This window comes from Mesorhizobium sp. CA7, assembly GCF_020165015.1.
Lineage (GTDB): Bacteria > Pseudomonadota > Alphaproteobacteria > Rhizobiales > Rhizobiaceae > Mesorhizobium.
Genome location: NZ_JAIUHH010000001.1, coordinates 737,262 through 760,968, shown reverse-complemented (window position 1 = coordinate 760,968; position 23,707 = coordinate 737,262). Strand labels below are relative to the sequence as shown.

The 23,707-nt window shown below is 63.9% G+C and carries 18 protein-coding genes and 1 tRNA gene; 12 read left to right on the top strand and 7 right to left on the bottom strand.

From position 1 onward, the window contains the following. Positions 1-8: 8 nt before the first annotated feature. The 11 genes from nuoL to LB552_RS03605 all read left to right on the top strand — a co-directional run bounded on the left by nuoL (position 9) and on the right by LB552_RS03605 (position 14,056). Positions 9-1,982 (top strand): NADH-quinone oxidoreductase subunit L, encoded by a 1,974-nt coding sequence (gene nuoL, locus LB552_RS03655; protein WP_224601952.1) that lies wholly within the window; start codon positions 9-11, stop codon positions 1,980-1,982. After that, entirely contained in the window at positions 1,982-3,487 is a 1,506-nt protein-coding gene (locus LB552_RS03650; protein ID WP_224601951.1) for an NADH-quinone oxidoreductase subunit M, read from the top strand. The genes nuoL and LB552_RS03650 overlap by 1 nt, the downstream gene beginning before the upstream one ends. A 14-nt stretch (positions 3,488-3,501) precedes the next feature. Next, complete coding sequence (gene nuoN, locus LB552_RS03645; protein ID WP_224601949.1) at positions 3,502-4,938, top strand: NADH-quinone oxidoreductase subunit NuoN; 1,437 nt, start codon at positions 3,502-3,504, stop codon at positions 4,936-4,938. A 4-nt stretch (positions 4,939-4,942) separates the two neighbouring features. Continuing rightward, the gene (locus LB552_RS03640) at positions 4,943-5,764 is read left to right on the top strand and encodes a biotin--[acetyl-CoA-carboxylase] ligase (protein WP_224601947.1); all 822 of its coding nucleotides are present in this window, start codon (positions 4,943-4,945) and stop codon (positions 5,762-5,764) included. A 96-nt stretch (positions 5,765-5,860) separates the two neighbouring features. After that, complete coding sequence (locus tag LB552_RS03635; protein ID WP_224601945.1) at positions 5,861-7,531, top strand: ribonuclease J; 1,671 nt, start codon at positions 5,861-5,863, stop codon at positions 7,529-7,531. Between the two features lie 113 nt (positions 7,532-7,644). Then, complete coding sequence (gene mce, locus LB552_RS03630) at positions 7,645-8,049, top strand: methylmalonyl-CoA epimerase (RefSeq protein WP_140542006.1); 405 nt, start codon at positions 7,645-7,647, stop codon at positions 8,047-8,049. Further along, positions 8,046-8,330, top strand: a complete 285-nt coding sequence (locus LB552_RS03625; protein WP_224601943.1) for a DUF1467 family protein — start codon at positions 8,046-8,048, stop codon at positions 8,328-8,330. The genes mce and LB552_RS03625 overlap by 4 nt, the downstream gene beginning before the upstream one ends. A 574-nt stretch (positions 8,331-8,904) precedes the next feature. After that, complete coding sequence (gene proS / locus LB552_RS03620; protein ID WP_224601941.1) at positions 8,905-10,233, top strand: proline--tRNA ligase; 1,329 nt, start codon at positions 8,905-8,907, stop codon at positions 10,231-10,233. Beyond that, positions 10,230-11,516, top strand: a complete 1,287-nt coding sequence (locus tag LB552_RS03615) for a lipoprotein-releasing ABC transporter permease subunit (protein ID WP_140839951.1) — start codon at positions 10,230-10,232, stop codon at positions 11,514-11,516. Before proS ends, LB552_RS03615 begins: the two co-directional genes overlap by 4 nt. Then, positions 11,513-12,196, top strand: coding sequence for an ABC transporter ATP-binding protein (locus tag LB552_RS03610; RefSeq protein ID WP_176476897.1), 684 nt, complete (start codon positions 11,513-11,515; stop codon positions 12,194-12,196). Before LB552_RS03615 ends, LB552_RS03610 begins: the two co-directional genes overlap by 4 nt. 609 nt (positions 12,197-12,805) lie before the next feature. Beyond that, positions 12,806-14,056, top strand: coding sequence for a site-2 protease family protein (locus LB552_RS03605; protein WP_224601939.1), 1,251 nt, complete (start codon positions 12,806-12,808; stop codon positions 14,054-14,056). Between the two features lie 154 nt (positions 14,057-14,210). Here LB552_RS03605 and lipB read toward each other — a convergent pair whose 3' ends face one another. Next, entirely contained in the window at positions 14,211-14,954 is a 744-nt protein-coding gene (gene lipB / locus LB552_RS03600; protein ID WP_224601938.1) for a lipoyl(octanoyl) transferase LipB, read from the bottom strand. Between the two features lie 240 nt (positions 14,955-15,194). Between lipB and LB552_RS03595 the strand changes: the two genes are divergently transcribed. Beyond that, a tRNA-Leu gene (locus LB552_RS03595) sits at positions 15,195-15,279 on the top strand. Positions 15,280-15,429: 150 nt separating this feature from the next. Here the strand turns inward: LB552_RS03595 and LB552_RS03590 are convergent. From LB552_RS03590 to LB552_RS03565, 6 genes are all read right to left on the bottom strand, one after another. Then, complete coding sequence (locus LB552_RS03590; RefSeq protein WP_224601935.1) at positions 15,430-18,066, bottom strand: phosphoenolpyruvate carboxylase; 2,637 nt, start codon at positions 18,064-18,066, stop codon at positions 15,430-15,432. Between the two features lie 242 nt (positions 18,067-18,308). After that, positions 18,309-19,208 carry a succinate--CoA ligase subunit alpha gene (sucD, locus tag LB552_RS03585; RefSeq protein WP_095764879.1) on the bottom strand — a complete coding sequence of 300 codons (900 nt, stop codon included), beginning with the start codon at positions 19,206-19,208 and terminating at the stop codon, positions 18,309-18,311. A 13-nt stretch (positions 19,209-19,221) separates the two neighbouring features. Next, the gene (locus tag LB552_RS03580) at positions 19,222-20,409 is read right to left on the bottom strand and encodes a malate--CoA ligase subunit beta (protein WP_224545537.1); all 1,188 of its coding nucleotides are present in this window, start codon (positions 20,407-20,409) and stop codon (positions 19,222-19,224) included. Between the two features lie 20 nt (positions 20,410-20,429). Then, positions 20,430-21,392 carry an HpcH/HpaI aldolase/citrate lyase family protein gene (locus LB552_RS03575; protein ID WP_224601933.1) on the bottom strand — a complete coding sequence of 321 codons (963 nt, stop codon included), beginning with the start codon at positions 21,390-21,392 and terminating at the stop codon, positions 20,430-20,432. A gap of 8 nt (positions 21,393-21,400) precedes the next feature. Then, complete coding sequence (locus LB552_RS03570; RefSeq protein ID WP_224601931.1) at positions 21,401-22,591, bottom strand: aminotransferase class V-fold PLP-dependent enzyme; 1,191 nt, start codon at positions 22,589-22,591, stop codon at positions 21,401-21,403. A 121-nt stretch (positions 22,592-22,712) separates the two neighbouring features. Further along, positions 22,713-23,384, bottom strand: coding sequence for a response regulator transcription factor (locus tag LB552_RS03565; RefSeq protein WP_224545470.1), 672 nt, complete (start codon positions 23,382-23,384; stop codon positions 22,713-22,715). Positions 23,385-23,707: the final 323 nt, after the last annotated feature.

Sequence of the window (23,707 nt, the reverse complement as noted above, 5' to 3'; positions counted from 1 at the left end):
GAACCATCATGTATCAGGCTATCGTCTTCCTTCCGCTGCTCGGCTTCCTGATTGTCGGCCTGTTCGGCAATTCGCTCGGCGCCAAGGCTTCCGAATACATCACCTCCGGCTTCCTGGTGATCGCGGCGGTGCTGTCGTGGGTTGCCTTCTTCACCGTCGGCTTCGGCCATGGCGAAGTGTTCACCGTGCCGGTGCTGCGCTGGATCCAGTCGGGCGGCATCGACGCCTCCTGGGCGCTCAGGATCGACACGCTGACGGTGGTTATGCTGGTCGTCGTCAACACCGTGTCGGCGCTGGTCCATATCTACTCGATCGGCTACATGCACTACGATCCGAACCGGCCGCGTTTCTTCGCCTATCTGTCGCTGTTCACCTTCGCGATGCTGATGCTGGTGACGGCCGACAACCTCATCCAGATGTTCTTCGGCTGGGAGGGCGTCGGTCTCGCCTCGTATCTGCTGATCGGCTTCTGGTACAAGAAGCCGTCGGCCAATGCCGCCGCCATCAAGGCTTTCGTCGTCAACCGCGTCGGCGACTTCGGCTTCGCGCTCGGCATCTTCGGCGTGTTCGTGCTGTTCGGCTCGGTCAATCTGAGTACCGTGTTCGCCAATGCCGCATCCTTCCTGCCGGCCGAAGGCGCGCCGGCGGGTGCTGCCGTGCTCACTTTCCTCGGCCAAGCGCTCGACAAACAGACGGCGCTGACGGTGGTCTGCCTGCTGCTCTTCATGGGCGCCATGGGCAAGTCGGCGCAGGTGCCGCTGCACACCTGGCTGCCGGACGCGATGGAAGGCCCGACGCCGGTCTCCGCGCTCATCCACGCGGCGACCATGGTGACCGCCGGCGTGTTCATGCTGGCGAGGCTTTCGCCGCTGTTCGAGCTGTCGCATTCGGCGCTGACCGTCGTCACTTTCATCGGCGCATTCACCGCCTTCTTCGCGGCGACCGTCGGCCTCGTCCAGAACGACATCAAGCGCGTCATCGCCTATTCGACCTGCTCGCAGCTCGGCTACATGTTCGTGGCGCTAGGCGTCGGCGCTTATGGCGCGGCGATCTTCCACCTTTTCACGCACGCCTTCTTCAAGGCGCTGCTGTTCCTTGGCTCCGGCTCGGTCATCCATGCCGTGTCCGACGAGCAGGACATGCGCAAGATGGGCGGCCTGCGCAGGCTCATCCCGGCGACCTACTGGATGATGATCGTCGGCACGCTGGCGCTGACCGGCGTCGGCATTCCGGCAACGGTGATCGGCACCGCCGGCTTCTTCTCCAAGGACGCCATCATCGCGACCTCCTTCGCCAGCCACAATGCGGTCGCCGGCTTCGCCTTTATCCTGCTGGTGGTCGCCGCCTGCTTCACCAGCTTCTATTCCTGGCGGCTGATCTTCATGACCTTCCACGGCGAGCCGCGCGCCAGCCACGAGGTCATGCACCATGTCCACGAATCGCCGCCGGTGATGCTGGTGCCGCTCTATGTGCTGGCCGCCGGCGCGCTGTTTGCCGGTATCATCTTCCACGGCGCCTTCATCGGCGAGGGTTACGCCGAATTCTGGAAGGCTTCGCTGTTCACGCTGCCGGAAAACCAGATCCTGCATGAGATCCACGAATTGCCGCTCTGGGTCGAGCTCGCCCCGTTCGTCGCCATGCTGATCGGCCTTGCGGTGGCCTGGAAATTCTATATTCGCTCGCCGGAACTTCCCCGAAACGTCGCCGCCAATCATCGCCTGCTTTATGGGTTCCTGCTCAACAAGTGGTATTTCGACGAGCTCTACGACTTCCTGTTCGTGCGGCCGGCGAAGCGCCTCGGCAGGTTCCTGTGGAAGACCGGAGACGGCGCCGTCATTGACGGCCTCGGCCCCGACGGCATCTCGGCGCGCGTCGTCGACGTCACCAACAGGGTCGTCAAGCTGCAGACCGGCTATCTCTATCACTATGCCTTCGCCATGCTGATCGGCGTGGCCGCTCTCGTCACCTGGATGATGCTCTGATGACCGACTGGCCAATCCTCTCGCTGGTCACCTTCCTGCCTCTGGTTGGTGTTCTGCTCATCCTGTTCATCAGCGACGACAGCGAAAACGCGCGCCGCAACATCCGCGCGATCGCATTCATCACGACGGCGTTCACCTTCGTCATCTCGCTGTTCATCTGGACGGGCTTCGACAATTCGCAGGCCGGCTTCCAGTTCGTCGAGAAGCACGCCTGGCTGGATTCGGGCATTTCCTACCACATGGGCGTCGACGGCATCTCGATGCTGTTCGTCATCCTGACCACCTTCCTGATGCCGCTTTGCATACTGGCCTCCTGGGATGCGATCGAGAAGCGGGTCAAGGCCTATATGATCGCCTTCCTGATCCTCGAGACGCTGATGATCGGCGTGTTCTGCGCGCTCGACATCGTGCTGTTCTACGTCTTCTTCGAGGCTGGCCTGATTCCGATGTTCATCATCATCGGCGTCTGGGGCGGCAAGCGGCGCGTCTATGCCTCGTTCAAGTTCTTCCTCTACACGCTCGCCGGCTCGGTGCTGATGCTGCTCGCCATCATGGCGATGTTCTTCCAGTCGGGCACGACCGACATTCCGACGCTTCTGACGCATAATTTCCCGGCCAACATGCAGACCTGGCTGTGGCTCGCCTTCTTCGCCTCCTTCGCGGTGAAGATGCCGATGTGGCCGGTGCATACCTGGCTGCCGGACGCCCACGTCGAGGCGCCGACCGCGGGCTCCGTCATCCTGGCCGGCATCCTGCTGAAGATGGGCGGGTACGGCTTCCTGCGCTTCTCGCTGCCGATGTTCCCGGAGGCGTCGGCGATGTTCGCGCCGCTGGTGTTCACGCTCTCGGTCGTCGCCATCATCTACACCTCGCTGGTGGCGCTGATGCAGGAGGACATGAAGAAGCTGATCGCCTATTCGTCGGTCGCTCATATGGGCTTCGTCACCATGGGCATCTTCGCGATGAACCAGGAAGGCGTGCAGGGCGCGATGTTCCAGATGCTCAGCCACGGCCTCGTCTCGGGCGCGCTGTTCCTGTGCGTCGGCGTCATCTACGACCGCATGCATACGCGCGAGATCGACGCCTATGGCGGCCTGGTCAACAACATGCCGAAATACGCCACCGTGTTCATGATCTTCACCATGGCCAATGTCGGCCTTCCCGGCACCAGCGGCTTCGTCGGCGAGTTCCTGACCATGCTCGGCGTGTTCAAGGTCAACACCTGGGTGGCGTTCTTCGCTGCCACCGGCGTCATCCTGTCGGCGGCCTACGCGCTGTGGCTCTATCGCCGGGTGATCTTCGGCGCGCTGACCAAGGATAGCCTGAAGAACCTGCTCGACCTTTCGCCGCGCGAGAAGGCGATCGTCTACCCGCTGGTGGTGCTGGTCATCTTCTTCGGCGTCTACCCGGCGCCGGTGTTCGACGCGACGGCCCAGTCGGTCAAGACGCTCGTCACCAACGTCACCGCATCCATCAATTCCGCGCAGACCGCGGCGGCGAACTGACTGGGGAATAGACCATGACGCCGGACCTTCTCTCCAGCTTTTCGCTCTCGACGCCGGAACTGATCCTCGCCGTGGGCGCGCTGGCGCTCCTGATGATCGGGGCCTATTCGCGCTCCAACAACACCATGACCGTGACCGGCCTGGCCGTCCTCGTGCTGGTGGTGGCCGGACTGTGGCTTGGCTTCTCCGGCACGCAAGGCGCTGCTTATGGCGGCGCCTTCGTGCAGGATTCCTTCAGCGCCTTCATGAAGATGCTGGCGCTGATCGGATCGGCAGTGACGCTGGTCATGTCGATGCGCTTTGCGCGCCAGGAGCATTTCGACAAGTTCGAATTCCCGGTTCTGGTGTTGCTCTGCACGCTCGGCATGATGTTGATGATTTCGGCCAACGGCATGATCGGGCTTTATCTCGGGCTCGAGCTGCAGTCGCTGGCGATCTATGTGCTGGCGGCGATCAACCGCGACAATCTGCGCTCGACCGAAGCCGGCCTGAAATACTTCGTCCTCGGCGCGCTGTCGTCGGGCATGCTGCTCTACGGCATCAGCCTCGTTTACGGCTACACCGGCAATACCGGCTTCCAGGAAATCGCGGCGGCTCTTGGCAGCGGCGAGCGCCAGCTCGGCCTCGTCTTCGGCCTGGTGTTCGTGTTGGCAGGCCTCGCCTTCAAGATCTCGGCCGTGCCGTTCCATATGTGGACGCCGGATGTCTATGAGGGGGCGCCGACGCCGATCACCGCGTTCCTGGCAGCCGCCCCGAAGATGGCGGCGATGGCGCTGATCGTGCGCGTCACCATGGGCGCCTTCAAGCCGATTGCCTCGGACTGGCAGCAGATCGTCGTCTTCATCTCGATCGCCTCGATGGCGCTTGGCGCTTTCGCGGCCATCGGCCAGACCAACATCAAGCGCCTGATGGCCTATTCCTCGATCGGCCATATGGGCTATGCGCTGGTCGGCCTTGCCGCCAACAGCCAGGCCGGCGTGCGCGGCGTCGCCATCTACATGCTGATCTATCTGGTGATGACGCTGGGCACCTTCGCCTTCATCCTCGCCATGCGGCGCAAGGAAGGCAATGTCGAGCAGATCAGCGATCTTTCCGGTCTCGCCTCGACCAACCCGATCATGGCCACCATCCTCACAATCCTGATGTTCTCGCTGGCCGGCATTCCGCCGCTCGCCGGCTTCTGGGGGAAGTGGTACGTGTTCCTCGCCGCCATCAACGCGCATCTCTACGCGCTGGCGATCATCGGCGTGCTGGCCTCGGTAGTGGGCGCCTATTATTACCTGCGCATAATCAAGATCATGTGGTTCGACGAGCCGGTCGGCGGCTTCGTGCCGATGGCCAGCGAGCTGCGCCTCGTGCTCGGCGTCAGCGGCGCCTTCGTGCTGTTCTATGTGCTGATCGGCGGGCCGATCGGCAGCTATGCCGAAGCCGCCGCCAAGACCTTCTTCTGACGGGATGGCATTTCGGCTGGCTCCAACCGCGGCGTCGGAGGGGTTCCGGCTCGAGGCGCATGACAGCGTCGGCTCGACCAACGCGCTGGCGCTGGAACACGCGCGCGCCGGCCATCCCGGCAAGCTCTGGGTCGTTTCGAAGAAGCAGGAAAGCGGCCGCGGCCGCCGCGGCCGTGTCTGGGCAACGCCCGAAGGCAATCTCGCGGCGACGCTGCTTCTGGTTCCGGGTGGCGAGCTCCGGCTTGCCGCGACGCTCGGCTTCGTCGCCGGGCTTGCGCTGGCCGACGCTCTCGACGCCGTCGTGCCGAAGGGCCGGATCGCCGTCGCCGTCGACGGCGCGAGCCAGGGCCGCAACCGCTTCGAATTGAAATGGCCGAACGACGTGCTGGCGTCGGGCGCCAAGCTTGCTGGCATCCTGTTGGAATCGGCGATGCTCGATGGCGGCCGCTTTGCCGTCGCCATCGGTATCGGCGTCAATGTCGTGGCTTACCCTGAGGATTTGCCTTATCCGGCGACGTCGCTGCAGGCGCTGGGCGCGACTTGCGATGCCGAAACGCTGTTCCTGGCGCTTTCGGATGCCTGGAGCGAGAATGCCCGGCTATGGGATGACGGGCGCGGGCTCGATGCTATCAGAAAGCGCTGGCTTGCCCGCGCGGCAGGGCTCGGCGGCGAGGTTGCTGTCAGAATTGACGGCAATGTGGTGCGCGGCGTTTTCGAAACCATTGACGAGGACTGCCGTTTTGTGATCCGCGACGATGAGGGATCGGTTTTGACGATCGCGGCCGGCGACGTGCATTTCGGCGCGGTCGCCTCGGCCCGGGTATAATTTTGTTTCTGTGCAATTCCGGACGGAAAGCCGTGCCGCGCTTTTCCCGGGTTTGCGCCAACGGCTTGGCCAAAGCGGCCAGGAAGGAAAGAATTGATGGCGAATAGAGAAAACGCCGAGCTCGTCTTCGCGCCGCTGGGCGGCGTCGGCGAGATCGGCATGAACTTCGCCCTTTACGGCTATGGGCCTGCCGACGCACGCGAATGGATCATCGTCGATGTCGGCGTCACCTTTCCGGACTCGGCGCATCCCGGCGTTGATCTCATCCTGCCCGATACGCGTTTCATCGAGGAGAATATCGACGGCCTGCGCGGCATCGTCATCACCCATGCGCATGAGGATCATTACGGGGCGCTGCTCGATATCTGGCCGAAGCTCAAAGCGCCGGTCTGGATGACGCCGTTCACCGCCGGCCTGCTCGAAGCCAAGCGACAGGGCGAGCAGGGCGCGCCGAAGATCCCTGCGTCGATCTACCGGGGCGGCGAGAAATTCACCATCGGACCTTTCGAGATCGAGGCCATTCCAGTGGCGCATTCGATTCCCGAGCCGATGTCGCTGGCGATCACCACGCCCGCCGGGATCGTCATCCACACCGGCGACTGGAAGATAGACCCGGCGCCGACGATCGGCCCGAAGACCGACGAGGCACGCTTCCGCGCCTATGGCGACAAGGGCGTGCTGGCGCTGATCTGCGATTCCACCAACGCGCTGAGGGAAGGGGAGTCGCCGTCGGAAGTCGCTGTCGGCGAAGGCCTCAAGGGTGTCATTGAGAGCGCGAAGGGGCGCGTCGCGGTCACGACCTTCTCCTCCAATGTCGGGCGTATCGTCTCGATCGCCAAGGCGGCACGCGATGCCGGCCGGCAATGCCTTGTGCTCGGCCGATCGCTGAAGCGTGTTATCGATGTGGCGGGCGAGCTCGGCTACATGGACGGGCTGCCGGAGTTCATCGCCGAGGAGGACTATGGCTATATCCCGCGCGAGAACCTGGTGATCATCTGCACCGGCAGCCAGGGCGAGCCGCTGGCGGCGCTGGCAAAGCTTTCACGCGACGAGATGAAGTCGGTGGCGCTGACGGCCGGCGACACGGTGGTGTTTTCCTCGCGCACCATTCCCGGCAACGAAAAGGGAATTCTCGAGATCAAGAACCGGCTGATCGATCTCGGCATGAAGATCATCGAGGACGGCGACGCGTTGGTGCATGTCTCCGGCCACCCGCGCCGCAGCGAATTGCGCAAGATGTATGAATGGGTGCGGCCGCAGATCGGCGTTCCCGTGCATGGCGAGGCGGCGCATCTGGTGGCGCAGGGCTCGCTGATGTCGATGTCGGGCATCGGCCAGGTGGCGCAGGTGCGCGACGGCGACATGCTGAGGCTCTGGCCAGGGCCGGCGACGATCATCGACCAGGTGCCGTTCGGGCGGCTCTACAAGGATGGCTCGCTGATCGGCACCGACCAGGCGATGGGCATACGCGACCGCCGCAAGCTTTCATTCGCCGGGCATGTCGCGGTCAATGTCGTGCTCGACGACAAATATGAGCTTGCCGGCGACCCCGACCTGGTGGCGATCGGCGTCGCCGAAGCGGACGCCCGCGGCCAGACGCTGGAGGATCTGATGCTCGATGCGGCAATCGGCGCGGTGGACTCCATTCCGCGTCAGCGCCGAAAAGACCTCGACCTGGTCCAGGAGGCGGTGCGCCGCGCAGTGCGCGGCGCCGCCAACGAAGCTTGGGGCAAGAAGCCGCTGGTGACGGTGTTTGTTACGAGATGAGGGAGTAGGCAGTAGGGACTAGGCAGTAGGCAATAGGAAAGGCGATTGCTTTTTAGCTCGCCAAATTTGCTTCTTCTCTACTGCCTACTGCCTACTGCCTGAGGAAACGGCCGATGCTTGGACGCCTGAACCATGTCGCGCTTGCTGTGCCGGATCTGGCCGCGGCAATGGCAGCCTATCGGGATACGCTGGGCGCGCGGCTGAGCGAGCCGCAGGCGCTGCCGGAGCATGGTGTGAGCGTGGCGTTCGTCGATGTCGGCAACACCAAGATCGAGTTGCTGGAACCGCTGGGCGAGGCATCGCCCATCGCCGCGTTCCTCGAGAAGAACCCTTCGGGCGGCATGCATCACGTCTGCTATGAGGTCGACGATATCCTAGCCGCCCGCGATCATTTGAAGCAAAGCGGCGCGCGTGTGCTTGGCGACGGCAATCCGAAGATCGGCGCGCATGGCAAGCCGGTGCTGTTCCTGCATCCCAAGGATTTCTTCGGCACGCTGGTCGAACTGGAGCAGGCATGAACTGGATCCTGTTCGCCGCGCTGTTCTTCGTCACCTGGTGGCTGGTGCTGTTCGTCGTTCTGCCGTTCAGCCTGCGCGCCCAGGACGACGACCAGGATGTCACGCTTGGCACCGTTTCCAGCGCACCGCGCGGCCCGCACATGCTGCGCGCCTTCGCCCGCGCGACGATCGTGACGGTGGTCGTGATGGGCATTCTCTACGGCCTGACGATGGGCCTGGGATTCAGCTTCGACGATATCATGCGGATCATGCCGGACTTTAGTCCGAATGCCCATCACTGACGCTGAAGATACAGTCTCCGCAAGTATTAAGCAGCATAAGCGCGCCAAGGTTGAATTCGGAAGCCGGCTTCCGAATTCGACGGCTAACCATGGCTGACGCTGTTTGGCAGATGATCGCGCTAAGCAGATGATTGCACAAAAAAAATGCAAGGCACAAGGCCTTGCAATTTAAACGCGTCCGATCCGTTTCCGGTGTCCGGCGGCAGCGAGTTACCGCGCCTAGATCGCATCCTCCCAAGACTTTGACCGCGTAGGAGAGCAGATTTTTCTCCGCCCTCTCGGTTATCGGCGCACACTAGACCAAGGCAGGTGAAAATGTCACGAAGAATTTTGCCTCGAAACAGGCAATATCGTGCTGCACTGCACAATAGTGCGGCAGGGCTTGCTTGTGAATCGATCAAATAGCCATTTGCGGCACTTTGCAGCCAAAATCGCCTTTTTGGTAAGGTGCAGAAGGCCCGATACTTTGGGGCACTCGGGTTTCCATTCGGCCATGAAATGGCTATGAAGCCCGGGCAAGCAGCCTCGGTTGCGCCGATTCCCCGCGCCGCCATTTTCACTCACGGACCAGTCCATGCGTTTGTCGCGCTATTTCCTGCCCATTCTCAAAGAAAATCCCCGCGAGGCCGAGATCGTCTCGCATCGGCTGATGCTGCGCGCAGGCATGATCCGCCAGCAGGGGCAGGGCAGCTTTTCGTGGCTACCGCTCGGCAAGCGCGTGCTGGACAAAGTCTGCCAGATCATCCGCGAGGAACAGAACCGCGCCGGCGCGCTGGAAATCTTGATGCCGACCATCCAGTCGGCGGATCTTTGGCGCGAAAGCGGCCGCTACAACGACTACGGCAAGGAGATGCTGCGCATCAAGGACCGCCAGGACCGCGACATGCTCTACGGGCCGACCAACGAAGAGATGGTCACCGAGATTTTTCGCGCCTATGTGAAGTCCTATAAGGACCTGCCGCTCAACCTCTACCATATCCAATGGAAGTTCCGCGACGAGGTGCGTCCGCGTTTCGGCGTCATGCGCAGCAGAGAGTTCCTGATGAAGGACGCCTATTCCTTCGACCTCGATTTCGAGGGCGCCAAGGCCGCCTACAACCGCATGTTCGTCTCCTACCTCAGGACCTTCACACGCATGGGCCTGCAGGCCATTCCGATGCGCGCCGACACCGGTCCGATCGGCGGCGACCTCAGCCATGAGTTCATCATCTTGGCCGAAACCGGCGAGAGCCAGGTGTTCTGCGACCGCGCCTATCTCACCCTCGACGTGCCGGGCGCCGGCACCAACTTCTCCGACGACGCCGAGATCGGCGACATCGTGAAGAAGTGGACGACGCCTTATGCCGCCACCGACGAGATGCATGACGAGGCGGCCTGGGCGAACGTTCCGCCAAGCGAGCAGGTCTCGGCGCGCGGCATAGAGGTCGGCCACATCTTCCACTTCGGCGAGAAATACTCCAAGTCGATGAACGCCAAGGTGACCGGCCCTGACGGCAAGGACCATTACGCCTCGGGCGGTTCCTATGGCATCGGTCCATCGCGCCTGGTCGCGGCGATCATCGAGGCCAGCCATGACGAGAACGGCATCATCTGGCCGGAAGCGGTGGCGCCCTTCGATATCGGCCTGATCAACATGAAGGTCGGCGACGGCGAATGCGACCGCGTCTGCGCCGAGCTCTATGCGGCGCTCAACGCAGCGGGCAAGGACGTGCTTTATGACGACACTGACCAGCGTCCGGGCGGCAAGTTCGCCACCGCCGATCTGATCGGCCTGCCGTGGCAGGTGATCGTCGGCCCGCGCGGCGTGGCCGCGGGCGAGATCGAGATCAAGAACCGCAGGTCGGGCGAGCGCGAGACGCTGCCGATCGCCGAGGCCAAGAAACGCCTGGGTATCGCCGCATGAACGAGGCGGCGGCAGCGGCCAGGTCAGCGGCGGGCGCTTTCTCCGGCTTCGAGCGCATGGTGGCGTGGCGCTATCTGCGCTCGCGCCGCAAGGAGACGGTGATCTCGGTCATCGCTTCGATCTCCTTTCTCGGCATCATGCTCGGCGTCGCGACGTTGATCGTCGTCATGGCCGTGATGAACGGTTTCCGCGCCGAGTTGCTGACCCGCATCCTCGGCGTCAACGGCCATCTCATCGTGCAGCCGCTCGATTCGCCGCTGGAGGACTACGCCCAGGTGGCGAGCCGCATCAACGGTGTTTCGGGCGTCAAATACGCCATCCCGCTGATCGACGGCCAGGTCCTGGCGCAAGGCAATGTCGGCGGCGGCACTGGCGCCCTGGTGCGCGGCATCCGCGGCGAGGACCTCGGCAAGATTTCGATCGTCGCCAGCAACATCAAGCAGGGCACGCTCGACGGCTTCGACACCGGCGACGGCGTGGCGATCGGCAAGCGCATGGCCGAAAGCCTCGGGCTAGTGCTCGGCGACACCATCACGCTGATCTCGCCGGACGGCGACGTGACGCCGCTCGGCACCACGCCGCGCATGAAGGGCTACAAGGTGGCGGCGATCTTCGAGGTCGGCATGTCGGAATATGACAGCTCGATCGTCTATATGCCGTTCTCGGAAGCGCAGCTCTATTTCAACATGGACGGGCGAGCCCAGACCATCGAGATCTATGTCGACAATCCCGACAATGTCGACGCGCTGAAGCCGCTGGTCGAGCAGGCGGCGCAGCGGCCGGTCGACCTCGTCGACTGGCGCCAGCGCAACGAGACCTTCTTCTCGGCGCTGCAGGTCGAGCGCAACGTCATGTTCATGATTCTCACGCTGATCGTGCTGGTGGCGGCGCTCAACATCATTTCCGGCCTCATCATGCTGGTGAAGGACAAGGGCCACGACATCGCCATCCTGCGCACGATGGGCGCCTCGCGCGGCGCGATCCTGCGCATCTTCCTGATGACGGGCGCGGCGATCGGCGTCACCGGCACGATCGCCGGCGTGCTGCTCGGCGTCGTCATCTGCCTCAACATCGAATCGATCCGCCAGTTCTTCTCCTGGATGACCGGCAGGATCCTGTTCAATCCCGAGCTCTATTTCCTCAGCCAGCTGCCGGCGAAGATGGATCCGCGCGAGACGACCTATGTCGTCATCATGGCGCTTGGCCTGTCGTTCCTCGCGACGGTGTTCCCGGCCTGGCGGGCCGCCCGCCTCGATCCCGTCGAAGCCTTGAGGTACGAATGATGGCCGAGGCCATTATCGAGTTGAAGGGCGTCGAGCGGCACTACGTCCAGGGGCCGCGCAAGCTCACCATTCTGAACGGCGCCGACTTTTCGCTCAGGCGCGGCGAGATGGTGGCGCTGGTGGCGCCGTCGGGCACCGGCAAGTCCACCCTTTTGCACACGGCGGGGCTATTGGAGCGGCCCGATGCGGGCGATGTGATCCTCGCCGGCCGTGCGTGCGGACGGCTGTCGGACGAGGAGCGCACCGCGATCCGCCGCAACGACGTCGGCTTCGTCTATCAATTCCATCATTTGCTACCGGAGTTCTCCGCGCTCGAGAACATCATGATGCCGCAACTGATCAAGGGGCTCGGTCGCAAGGAAGCATCCGAGCGCGCGGCGCAGCTCCTCGACTACATGCAGATCGGCAAGCGCGCGCAGCACCGGCCGGCCGAGCTTTCCGGCGGCGAGCAGCAGCGCGTCGCTATTGCCCGCGCGGTCGCCAACGCGCCGCTGGTGCTCCTGGCAGACGAGCCGACCGGCAATCTCGATCCGGTCACCGCCTCCTATGTGTTCGATGCGCTGGAGGCGCTGGTCAGGCAGTCGGGCCTCGCGGCGCTGATCGCCACCCATAACCACGAGCTGGCCTCGCGCATGGACCGGCGCGTGACGTTGGCCGAGGGTAAGGTCGTGCCGCTATAGGCCAATGTCGTCATCCTAGGGCGAAGCTCCGCGAAGCGGAGCGAAGACCCTAGGATCCATTCCGTTACCTCTGCCGAAGAATGCGACGCCGCAGAGGGGGCAGAGGGGCTTTTAGAAGCCTTGTTCCGCACCGTAGCGAAGCATCAATCTCACGGAATGGATTCTAGGGTCTGCGCGCGTCGCTTCGCTCCTTGCTCCGCCCTAGAATGACGAAGCCATCGGCGTGTTGACTAATCGCAAACGGCTGCGGTGTGCCCGCGGAGCAAGGCCCTCAACCTTTCCTTAACCCTGCCCAAACGGATCGCCCAAAATCAATCTGGCACACCTCCGACGGTCGTTGACATTCGAACAAAATTAGAACAAATTACGAACATAGCAACAACAGGAGAGAGTTATGAGCGATCTTGTTCAGGACGTCGTTTCGCTGGTTTGCATGAGCACCTTTCTCGTTTCCATGGCGATCTGGATCGGCGCCATGTGATCAGGCGGTTTCGCCGCCGTACGGGACGGGCAGACCCGCCTGGAACGGACAAGAGCCCGCCCCGTTGTTAAGTCTTTCTTGGCCGCGCTGCCGCTAGGCTGTTCCTTCAAGACGGGGAGCCAAGGCAAGTGTCGGTCATCGTCACGGTCACGCTCGTGGCCGGCAATCTCGGACTGATCTTTCTTTTGATGACCGTGCCGCTCGGACTGCGCACGGTGACGGTCAGCCGCGTGATCAAGGCCGATCGCAATCGCCTTTGGCAGGCGCTGTGGCCGTTCGGCGGCGACGCCGGCTGGTCGGGCGAAATCCTTGCCGCCGAACCCCTGGATAGCGAAGGGACGGCGCTGATCCGGCTCTCCTGGGAAGGACGGGACGGCCGGCCGATCGACCGCAAGGCGCGGCTCGAGGATGTGAGGGAGGGAAGCTACTTCTCGATGACCGTCATCGAGGACACGGCGCTCGATCCCTCGTTCTGGGCGAACTATCGCGAGACCGCCGAGCTTGTGCCGGAAGGCGAGGCCGTGCGAGTGACGCTCACCCAGACCGACCGCTATCGCGGTGTCGCGTTCCTGATCTTCCGCTTCTTCGCCATGCGTCGCGAATTGCGCAAGCTCGACGTCTGGGCGGCGACGGGCACTTATCGCAGGGGCGGCTGGTTCGAGCATCCGCTGAGCCAGGTCGGCTTCGCCGTGCTTTCGGCTCTGATCCTGTGGCCGTTCTTCGGGCTCAATCTTGGCGGCCTGGCGCTGGCGGCGATCCTCACCTCGGTGGTCGCCCTGCACGAGCTTGGCCATATGGCCGCCTTCCGCCTGACGGGGCATCGCCGCGCGCGGATGATCTTCATTCCGCTGCTGGGCGGCATCGCCATCGGCGGCAGGCCCTATGACAGCCGCTTCGAGGTCGCCTTCGTGGCGCTTATGGGCGCCGGCTTCTCCGCCTTCCTGGTGCCGGTGCTGATCGCCGCCAGCGGCTTCGCCAATGGCGAAGGACATCGGCTGGCCGCCATGCTTTTGGCCACGCTTGCCGGCTGCGCGTCGCTGTTCAACATCGCCAATCTGGTGCCGGTGTGGAAATTCGACGGCGGCCAGGTGCTGCGCCAGATCTGCCCGGGGCCGGCCGCACTTGCGCTGGCGTCCTTTCTGCTTTTGTCGGCGCTTCTCGCGCTCGGCTGGCGGGCTGGTTTTTCGCCGGGCTTCCTGCTGATCGCCGGCGCGGTGTTCGCGATGCTGAGCCTGATCACCATGGGCAGCGGCGTGAAGCCGCGTCACGAGTTGAAGCCGATCAAAACCTTCGACCGGCTGGCCATGGCCGGCGCGCTGCTCGCCGTCTTTGCCATCCATGGCTACGGCATGCTGTGGGCCTCGGCGCAGCTCATGTAGGGTGTGTCGACATTCAGGTGAGGCCGGTCTGCAAATGGCGGCTTCCTGCGCTTCCGGTGCTCACGTACGAAAAGTACGCTCCGCTCCGGTTCTCGGACCCCGCCATTTTCGACTCGGCCTGACCTGAATCTCAACACACCCTAGGCGGAGCGGCTTAGCTAGCCTTGCGAGCGGGCTCAGCGACCGGAACGGCGGCAGGTCCGAACACATCCTCGAACGCAGCTTTCAGCGCGAGGTCGAGATCGGCCATGGTGACGGGCAGCCCGAGATCGACAAGGCTGGTCACGCCATGGTCCGAGACGCCGCAGGGCACGATGCCGCTGAAATGGCCGAGATCCGGCTCGACATTGATGGCGATGCCGTGAAAGCTCACCCAGCGCCGCAGCCGGATGCCGATGGCCGCGATCTTGTCTTCGGCGGGCGTGCCGTCCGGCAGGGCGGGCCGGTCCGGCCGCACCACCCAGACGCCGACGCGGTCCTCGCGCCGCTCGCCGCGCACGTTGAAGGCGGCGAGCGTGGCGATGATCCATTGCTCGAGCGCCGCGACGAAGGCGCGCACATCCTCGCGCCGGCGCTTCAGGTCGAGCATCACATAGGCCACGCGCTGGCCGGGACCGTGATAGGTATATTCGCCGCCGCGCCCGGCGGCAAAAACTGGAAACCGGTTGGGATCGATCAGGTCATCGATTCGCGCGCTGGTTCCGGCGGTGTAGAGCGGCGGATGCTCGACCAGCCAGACCATCTCGCCGGCGGCCCCGCTGCGGATCGCCTCGGCGCGCGCCTCCATGAAGGCGAGCGCATCCGGATAAGACGTGAGGCCGGGTTCGATCACCCATTCCACCGGCGCCGAACCAGGCAAAGGAAGGAACGACGTGGCGATCTGGCTGCGTTCTGTCATGGAACTTTCTCGATGCTCCTCTCATATGGCGGCAATCGGCCAAAACGTCCAGTTCCGCCAAACGTTAAGCCGAGCCGCGGAGGCTTGTGCCAGCCGCTTTGTCTGATGCACGTCGCCCTCCCAAAACCTCTGCGCACTTGTGGCTGATACGCATTCGCGAATATTCCGCTCGGCGCACTTGTTTCGCCGGAAACGATTTGCTACAGGCCCCGGGCCGGACGGTTCCGGCTCCTACCACGTGCGGTCGTGGCGGAATTGGTAGACGCGCAGCGTTGAGGTCGCTGTGGGGCAACCCGTGGAAGTTCGAGTCTTCTCGACCGCACCATTCTCCCCAAAAGCCTGTCGAATTTGGCATCGGCGAGCGATCGTTCTCGTCGCTGCCGGCGGTAGACCAAAGTGAAGCGGCGGCGGGCCATGAGACCGCACCGCCGCTGATGCTTGACGCGAGGCAATTCCGGCAACGGGCAAACCGAGCCTATCCCGTCCACCCCAGACCGGCCGAGATGCAGTTGATCGAGACGAGCAGGGCGTCGGTCGCCCGCCTTTGATCTGCGCCTGTGCCTGCCCGAACTTCGCGCAGCAGATTGACCTGCAGCCGGTGGATGTCGTGCATCTGCCGGCGCAGATTGTCGAAACGCCTTTTGAACATCGGAAAGCGCGCGGAAAGGTCGCCTCCCGTAAGGTCGCCGATCAGGCGTCGCGTCAGCTCGTATTCGGCCGCGATGCGGGCGTGGATTCTTGCCGCCGCATCGCTGTCGGACACCAGGTCGGCATAGAGCCGTGCAATCTCCATGTCGGACTGGTAGAGCGTCTTTTCGGCCTCGTCGACGATCAGGCGGAAAAAGCGCGAGTGCTCGAACATGCGGGTCAGAAGCTCGCGCCCGGCCTCGCCGCGCACCGTGACGAACGCGCTCAGCGCGCTGCCGATGCCGTACCAGCCGGTCAAGAGATGTCGGTTCTGGCTCCAGGCGAACACCCATGGAATGGCGCGCAGGTCGGCAATGCCGCTGGCGCCGAAACGGCGATCCGGCCGTGAGCCCATTTTCAAGAGCGCCAGTTCGGCGACCGGGCTCGCCTGGTTGAAATAATCGAGGAAGCCCGGCTCGGCCATCAACCTGGCATAAGACGCCTGCGACATGCCGGCCAGCGCTTCCAGCGCTTCGTCGAACTCCGGCGATTCCTTCGGCCCGGCATCGCCGGGCGATCGGACCCCGTGCGCCAGCACGGCGGCGGCGAGAACCTCAAGCTGGTTGAGGCCGGTGCCGCGATTGGCAAATTTCGACGAAACGACCTCGCCCTGCTCGGTCACCCGCATGGATCCGGCGACGGTGCCCTGCGGCTGCGCCGCGATGGCGCGGCCGGTCGGCGCGCCGCCCCGGCTGACGGAGCCGCCGCGGCCGTGAAAGAAACCGATCCTGACCTTGTGCTTGCGGCCGATGGCGGCGAGGCGCTTCTGCGCCTTTGCCAGTTCCCAATTGGAAGCGAGGAAGCCGCCATCCTTGTTGGAGTCCGAATAGCCAAGCATGATTTCCTGGCGCGCGCCGAAATCCCGCACCGTGCGCCGCACAAGGGAAACGTCGAGCAATGCGTTCAGGACGCCCGGTGCAGCCTGCAGATCGGCGATGGTCTCGAACAACGGCACAATCCGCAGCCTGATCGAGCCGTCGCCGCCGGGCGCGGTAGAGAGCCCGCAATATTGAGCCAGCAGATAGACCGCGAGCAGATCGTCGGCCGAGCGTGTCATGCTGAGCACGAAAGAGCCGACCGCATCGGCATCGGAGCCCGAGATCTGCTTGGCGATAACCGAGAATGTCGAAAGCAGCTCGGCAGCTTCTTGCGAGAGCCGTGCTTCGTCGATCTCCAGCCGCTCGCCCTGGCTGAGCGCCGCGCGGATGCGCGCCGACCATTGCGGCGTGCCGGCGGCGATCGGATCGGCGGCGTCTATCAGCGCAAACAGCTCGGCCAGCACCCGGTTGACGACTGTGGAGTTCTGCCGGATGTCGAGCGAGACCGTGCGGAAGCCAAAGCTTCCGACCTGCCAAACGAGCGGCTGGATGAAACGCCTGGCGACCGCGCGGCCGCCGATCGCTTCGAGGACTGATGAGAGGGCGTTGAGATCGGCGCGAAACGCCTCCGCCGAGGGGTAGGCCGCCTTGCCGCCGTCACGGGTGGCGACCAGCCGGGCCAGCACGGCCGAAGCGAACTGGCGCAGCGGTTCGTCAGGGTTGCGGGCGGCTATCTCTTGCGCCTCTCCACTCTTATCCAGCGCTGTCTGCAGCACCGGCCTGAAGCCGGCCGGCAGCTCGATGACGTTCGTGCTGGCGCTGAGCACCGACACCAGCCGCTGCAACTGCGCCAGATACCAGCCTATGGCGGTGTTGCGGTATTCGGCCATGGCGTAGGCGGTGACTTCGGCTGTCACATTCGGATTGCCGTCGCGGTCGCCACCGATCCAGGAGGCATAGCGCATGAAGGAAGGAATTCGGATCGGCTCGCCCGGATAGTGGCGCTCGCAGGCGCTCTGAAGCTTGCCATAGAGCTGTGGCGTTGCCTCAAAGATGACTTCGCGGAAGAAATGCAGTCCCCAGGCGATCTCGCGCTCGACCGTCGGTCGCTCCAGCCGCAGCTCGCCTGTCATCCACAGAAGCTCTATCTCGCTTTCCAGATCGGCGACCAAAAGATCGCGCTCGCGCGGTGCCCAGCGCGGCTGGTCGAGCTCGGTCAGCTTGCGATAGATGCGGCGGTGGATTTCCAGCACCGTGACGCGTTTGGCCTCCGTCGGATGCGCGGTCATGGTCGGGCCGACGCAAAGTTCGTCGAGCATCGCCTGGACATCGTCCGCCGAGTGGCCGCTGGCCGCCATCTCGGCAATCACGCTGGCGAAGGAGCCAGGCACTTCGTCGGCGCCTGCGCCTTGCTCGAGCTCGCGCCGGGCCCGCATGGCAAGCAACTCGTCGACAATGGTCAGCAACTGGAACCACACGCCGCTCGCCTGGAGCGCCGGGATGCGCTGCTCGGGAGCCAGCGAGACGAGTGACCTGCGTCCGTTCAGGACTGCGGCGATCTCGGGCTCGCGCGCGCTTGCGACCTGAAGCAGCAGGCGTAACAGCAAGCTGCGCTCGTCCTCACGAAACTTGATGGGTTTGCTCTGTTCCAAAGCCGCTTTCCCGATCGTCAGCCGATTTGCCGCTGCGCTGCTAAGCAGTTGTTTTCAGGCAATCCCGGACGGCCGCAGCGCACGTTTCCTGGGATTGCCCTTCATAGGGCAGCGCCGAGCGCACGGGCCGACGACCATCGAGGAGGCCGGCCCGAAACAGGCTTCACATCCTGTCGCGATTCTCGCCTGGTCGGCCGTCACGCCGCCTTCTTCGTCCGCGCCAGCGTATCGGCCACAACTTCGCCGAAGGAGGCGGGGGTCGGCACGATGACGACGCCGGCTTCCTTCAGGATCTCGACCTTTTCCTGGGCCGATTCGCCGAAGGCGGAGATGATCGCGCCGGCATGGCCCATGCGGCGGCCCTTCGGGGCGGAGAGGCCGGCGATATAGGCGATCAGCGGCTTCCTCATGTTATCGCGCGCCCAGATCGCGGCTTCGGCTTCCTGCGGGCCGCCGATCTCGCCGATCATCACCACGGCGTCGGTGTCGTCGTCGCGCTCGAAGAGCTGCAGGATGTCCTTGAAGGACGAGCCGTTGATCGGATCGCCGCCGATGCCGACGCTGGTCGACACGCCGATGCCCAGCGCCTTCATCTGCGAGGCCGCCTCGTAGCCCAGCGTGCCGGAACGGCCGACGATGCCAACGCGTCCCGGCAGATAGATGCTGCCCGGCATGATGCCCATCAGCGCCTGTCCGGGCGTGATGACGCCGGCGCAGTTCGGTCCGACGAGGCGCATGCGGTCCTCGAAGCGGTAGCGGCGCATGTAGCGCTTGACCTGCATCATGTCCTGCGAGGGGATGCCGTCGGTGATGCAGACGCAAAGCTTGATGCCGGCGTCGGCCGCTTCCATGATCGAATCGGCGGCGAAGGGCGGCGGCACGAAGACGATGCTCGCCTCGGCGCGGGTCTCGCGCACGGCGCCCTTGACAGTGTTGAAGACGGGCAGGCCGAGATGCGTCTGGCCGCCCTTGCCGGGGGTGACGCCGCCGACCAGCTTGGTGCCGTAGCGCTTCATGTCGTCGGCGTGGAAGCTGCCGATCTTGCCGGTGAAACCTTGCACGATGACGCGCGTGCTGCGGTTGAGCAGGATTGCCATTTCTCGACCTCCCTCAGGCTGCTTTTTTGTTCTTGGCGGCTTCGCGCCAGGCGGCGACGGCCTTTTCGGCGGCTTCGGCCAGCGTGTCGGCGACGATCACCTTCTCGCCGGAATCGGCCAGGATCTTGCGTCCTTCCTCGACCTTGGTGCCGGATAGGCGCACCACCAGAGGGACGTCGACGCCGACCTCGCGGATCGCCTTGATGACGCCTTCGGCCACCCAATCGCAGCGGTTGATGCCGGCGAAGATGTTGACCAGGATTGTCTCGACATTCTTGTCGCCGAGCACCGCGCGGAAGGACTTTGCTACCCGCTCCGGTGAGGCACCGCCGCCGATGTCGAGGAAGTTGGCCGGCTCGCCGCCGGCGATCTTGATCATGTCCATCGTCGCCATGGCGAGGCCAGCGCCGTTGATGATGCAGCCGATATTGCCTTCGAGCCCGACATAGGAGAGGCCGCGGTCGCTGGCGAAAGTCTCGCGCGGATCTTCCTGGCTCTTGTCGCGCAGCTCGGAAATTTCCGGGCGGCGAAACAGCGCGTTCTCGTCGAACGACATCTTGGCGTCGAGCGCGACCAGGCTGCCGTCGCGCGTCACCACCAGCGGATTGATTTCCAGCATCGAGGCGTCGTAGTCGCGGAACACCTGGTAGCAGCCGAGGATGGTTTCGGTCGCCTTGCCGATCAGGTTGCTTTCGAGGCCTAGTCCGAAGGCGATTTCGCGCCCCTGGAAGCCTTGCATGCCGACGCCCGGATCGACGGTGGCGCGGATGATGGAGTCCGGCTTCTTTTCGGAGATGTCCTCGATCTCCATGCCGCCGGCGGCCGACGCCACGATCATGACGCGCTCTTCCTTGCGGTCGAGGACGAAGCCGAGATAGAGTTCCTGCGCGATGTCGACGGCCTCCTCGAGATAGAGGCGCGAGATCAGCTTGCCGCGCGGGCCGGTCTGCTGGGTCACCAGCTTGCGCCCGAGCATGGCTTCTGCCGCGTTGGAGATCTCCTCGTCGTTCGAGCAGAGTTTTATCCCGCCGGCCTTGCCGCGCGCGCCGGAATGGACTTGCGCCTTCAGCACCCATTTGGCGCCGCCGATCTCCCGGGCACGGTAGGTCGCCTGTTCGGGGCTGTAGGCGAGGCCGCCGCGCGGCACATGCACGCCGTGGCGGGCAAGCAGTTCCTTGGCCTGGTATTCGTGGATGTCCATCATGTCCTCCCAGTAATTTTTTAGTGCGCCGCGCTATGCGCCTGGCCGGCGCGCTCGATCGCCTCGCTCACCACCAGCACGTTGCGCGCCATGCGCTCCGACGCCGCGTCGATCATCTTGCCGTCGAGCGCCGCCGCGCCTTTGCCGAGCGCCTCGGCCTCCTTCAGCACTTCGAGGATACGCCTGGCCCGCGTGACTTCTTTCTCCGGCGGCGAGAACACATCGTTGGCCAGGGCGATCTGCGAAGGGTGGATCGCCCATTTGCCTTCGATGCCGAGCGCCGCGGCACGCCTGGCGGCCGCCTTGTAGCCTTCCGAGTCGGAGAAATCGCCGAACGGCCCGTCAATGGCGCGCAGGCCATAGGCACGGCATGCGACCGTCATGCGCGACAGGGCGAAATGCCACTGGTCGCCGGGATAATCGGGATTGAGGCCGCCGATGTTGACGGTGCGCGCCTTGTTGGACGCGGCATAATCGGCGACGCCGAAATGCATGGCTTCCAGCCGGCCCGGCGTGGCGGCGATCGCCTCGACATTGGCCATGCCAAGCGCCGTCTCGATCAATGCCTCGAGGCCGACACGGGTCTTGAAACCCTTGGCAATCTCGATCTGATTGACCATGGCCTCGACCATATAGAGGTCGGCCGGCACGCCGACCTTCGGCACCAGGATCGTGTCCAGCCGGTCGCCGGCCTGCTCCATGACGTCGACGACGTCGCGGTACATGTAATGCGTGTCGAGGCCGTTGATGCGCACCGAGACGGTCTTGCCCTTGGCGCGCCAGTCGATGTCGTTCAGCGCCTGGATGATGTTCTTGCGCGCGCGCTCCTTGTCGGGCGGCGCCACCGCATCCTCGATGTCGAGGAAGACGAAGTCGGCGGCGCTGTTGGCCGCCTTGTCGATCATCTCCGGGCTGGAGCCCGGCACCGCGAGCTCGCTGCGCTGCAGCCTCAGCTTCTTCAGATGGTTGATGGTGTGGCTCATGGTACCCCTCACGCCGCTCTGGCGACCGGCACGTCGGCCGTGCGGCGGAAATGCTCGATCGCCGCCGCCACGCCCGAGCCGGGCGCCAGGCGCACGCCGCAATCGAGCAGCGCCATTTCGGCGGCCGACAGCGAGGCGCAGACCATAACCTCGTTCAGCCAGCCAAGATGACCGATGCGGAAGACTTTTCCGAACACCTTGTTCAAGCCGCCGCCGAGGGAGGTGTTGTATTGCTGGTAGGCGCGCTTGACGACATTGGCGCTGTCGATGCCTTCCGGCACCAGGATGGCGCTGACCGTGTCGGAGTGCCATTGCGGTGTCTTGGCGCAGAGCTTCAGGCCCCAGGCGTCGACGGCCTTGCGCACGCCCTCGGCCAGGCGATGGTGGCGGGCGAAGATGTTTTCCAACCCTTCCTCGGCAATCAGGTCGAGCGAGGCGCGCAGGCCGCGCAGCAACTGGGTGGCCGGCGTATAGGGGAAATAGCCCGCGTCATTGGCGCGGATCATGTCCTCGAAGGAAAAGTAGCAGTGCCGGTGTGTCGCCACCCGCGAAGCGGCAAGCGCCTTCTTGCTGACCGACAGGAAGCCGAGGCCGGCCGGCAGCATGAAGCCTTTCTGCGAACCGCTGACGGCGCAGTCGACGCCCCATTCCTCCTGGCGGAAGTCGATCGAGCCGATCGAGGAAACGCCGTCGACGAAGAGAAGGGCAGGATGGTTCGCCGCGTCGAGCGCGGCGCGGCAGCCGGCGACGTCGCTGGTGACGCCGGTCGCGGTCTCGTTCTGGGTGCAGAAGACAGCCTTGATGCGGTGCGCCTTGTCGGCCCGAAGCTTCTCGGCATAGAGCTCGAGCGGGACGCCAGTGCCCCATTCGCAATCGATGACATCGACATCGAAGCCGAGCCGCTCGGCCATGTCGACCCACAGATGCGAGAATTGGCCGAAGCGCGACATCAACACCCTGTCGCCGGGGCTGAGCACATTGGTCATCGCCGCTTCCCAGGCGCCGGTGCCCGAGGAGGGGTAGATGAAGACGCGGCCGGTCTCGTTCTTGAAGACCTTTTTGATGTCCTCGAACAGCGGTAGCGTCAGGTTGGGGAAGGAGGAGGCGCGCATATCCTCCATCGGCAGGTTCATGGCTTGCCGGACCTGTTCCGGAATGTTGGTGGGTCCTGGGATAAAGAGATGGGTAAACCCAGCCATGCGCGAAACTCCTCCGATCGTTGGGATATTGGAGGCAGTTTCGTTTCGATGAGGCCTTGCAACAACACCTTCCCGGGTAAGTTGTTGGCCCTTGCGGGTGGGATGATCCTACCCGGTTGGCCTACCCTATAGGTGATTTGGAGGTGCGGCGTTTCTCGCTCGAATAGAGCGCGACGGCCATGGCGCGGTTGCGGACGTCCAGCTTGTCGTAGAGGTTCTTCAGGTGATACTTCACCGTGTTCTCGGAAATCCCGGTCCGCGTCGCGATCTGCAAATTGGTCCAGCCGTCGGAAAGCACCGCCAGCAACTCGCGCTCGCGCACGGTGAGCCTGGACAACGGCGTGTCGTTGACCTTGTTGATGTCGATATAGGGAATGCAGATACGCCCGTGGGCGACCGCCAGGATCGTCTCGAAGATCACCGGCGGATCGTCGAACTGGAAGCAGTAGCCTTGAGCGCCCAGGCGCACGCATTGCTTCAGGATGCCGATGTCGTGGTCGTTGGAGAAGATCGCGATGCGCACGCCAAGCTCGCGGCTCTGGACTTCCGTAAGCACATCGGCGCCGTCCATGTCGGCCAGCTTCCAGCCAACGACGGCGACATCGAATTGCGTGGCGGCGGCCAGTTCCAGGAATTGCGCGCCGCTGTGCACGACACCGAGCAAATCGAAACGACCGTCGCATTCCAGCATCTCGCGCAACGCCGATACGACGAAAGGATTGCGTTCGGCGACGACCACGCGAACGCGCCGTTCGGCATTGCCCTCGTTCGTCTTTGCGGACTTGATGTTCAAGGCCAGCGTTTGTCCTCGGAGCGATTGGCGATGCGCTGATCCTGCTGGATCATGCATCATGACAATTCTGCCTCAATAGGGAAGGGGTGCTCTTTCCCCAGCGACATGCGCTGTCGCGCCGGCTGAAGCGATTGTCGCACCCGCGACCCGGGCGCTCCACGCTACTTCCGGGAGGTTGCGAGGCGACGGCGACCGTCACATTTCCTTGGCTATTCCACGCGCTAGAGCGACATCTTTCCAAGACGAATCCTATTGCCGCGCTATCTGCCGAACAGGGTTTGGATTTCCCGAAAAGCGGTTTCCCCTTTTCGGGATCATGCACT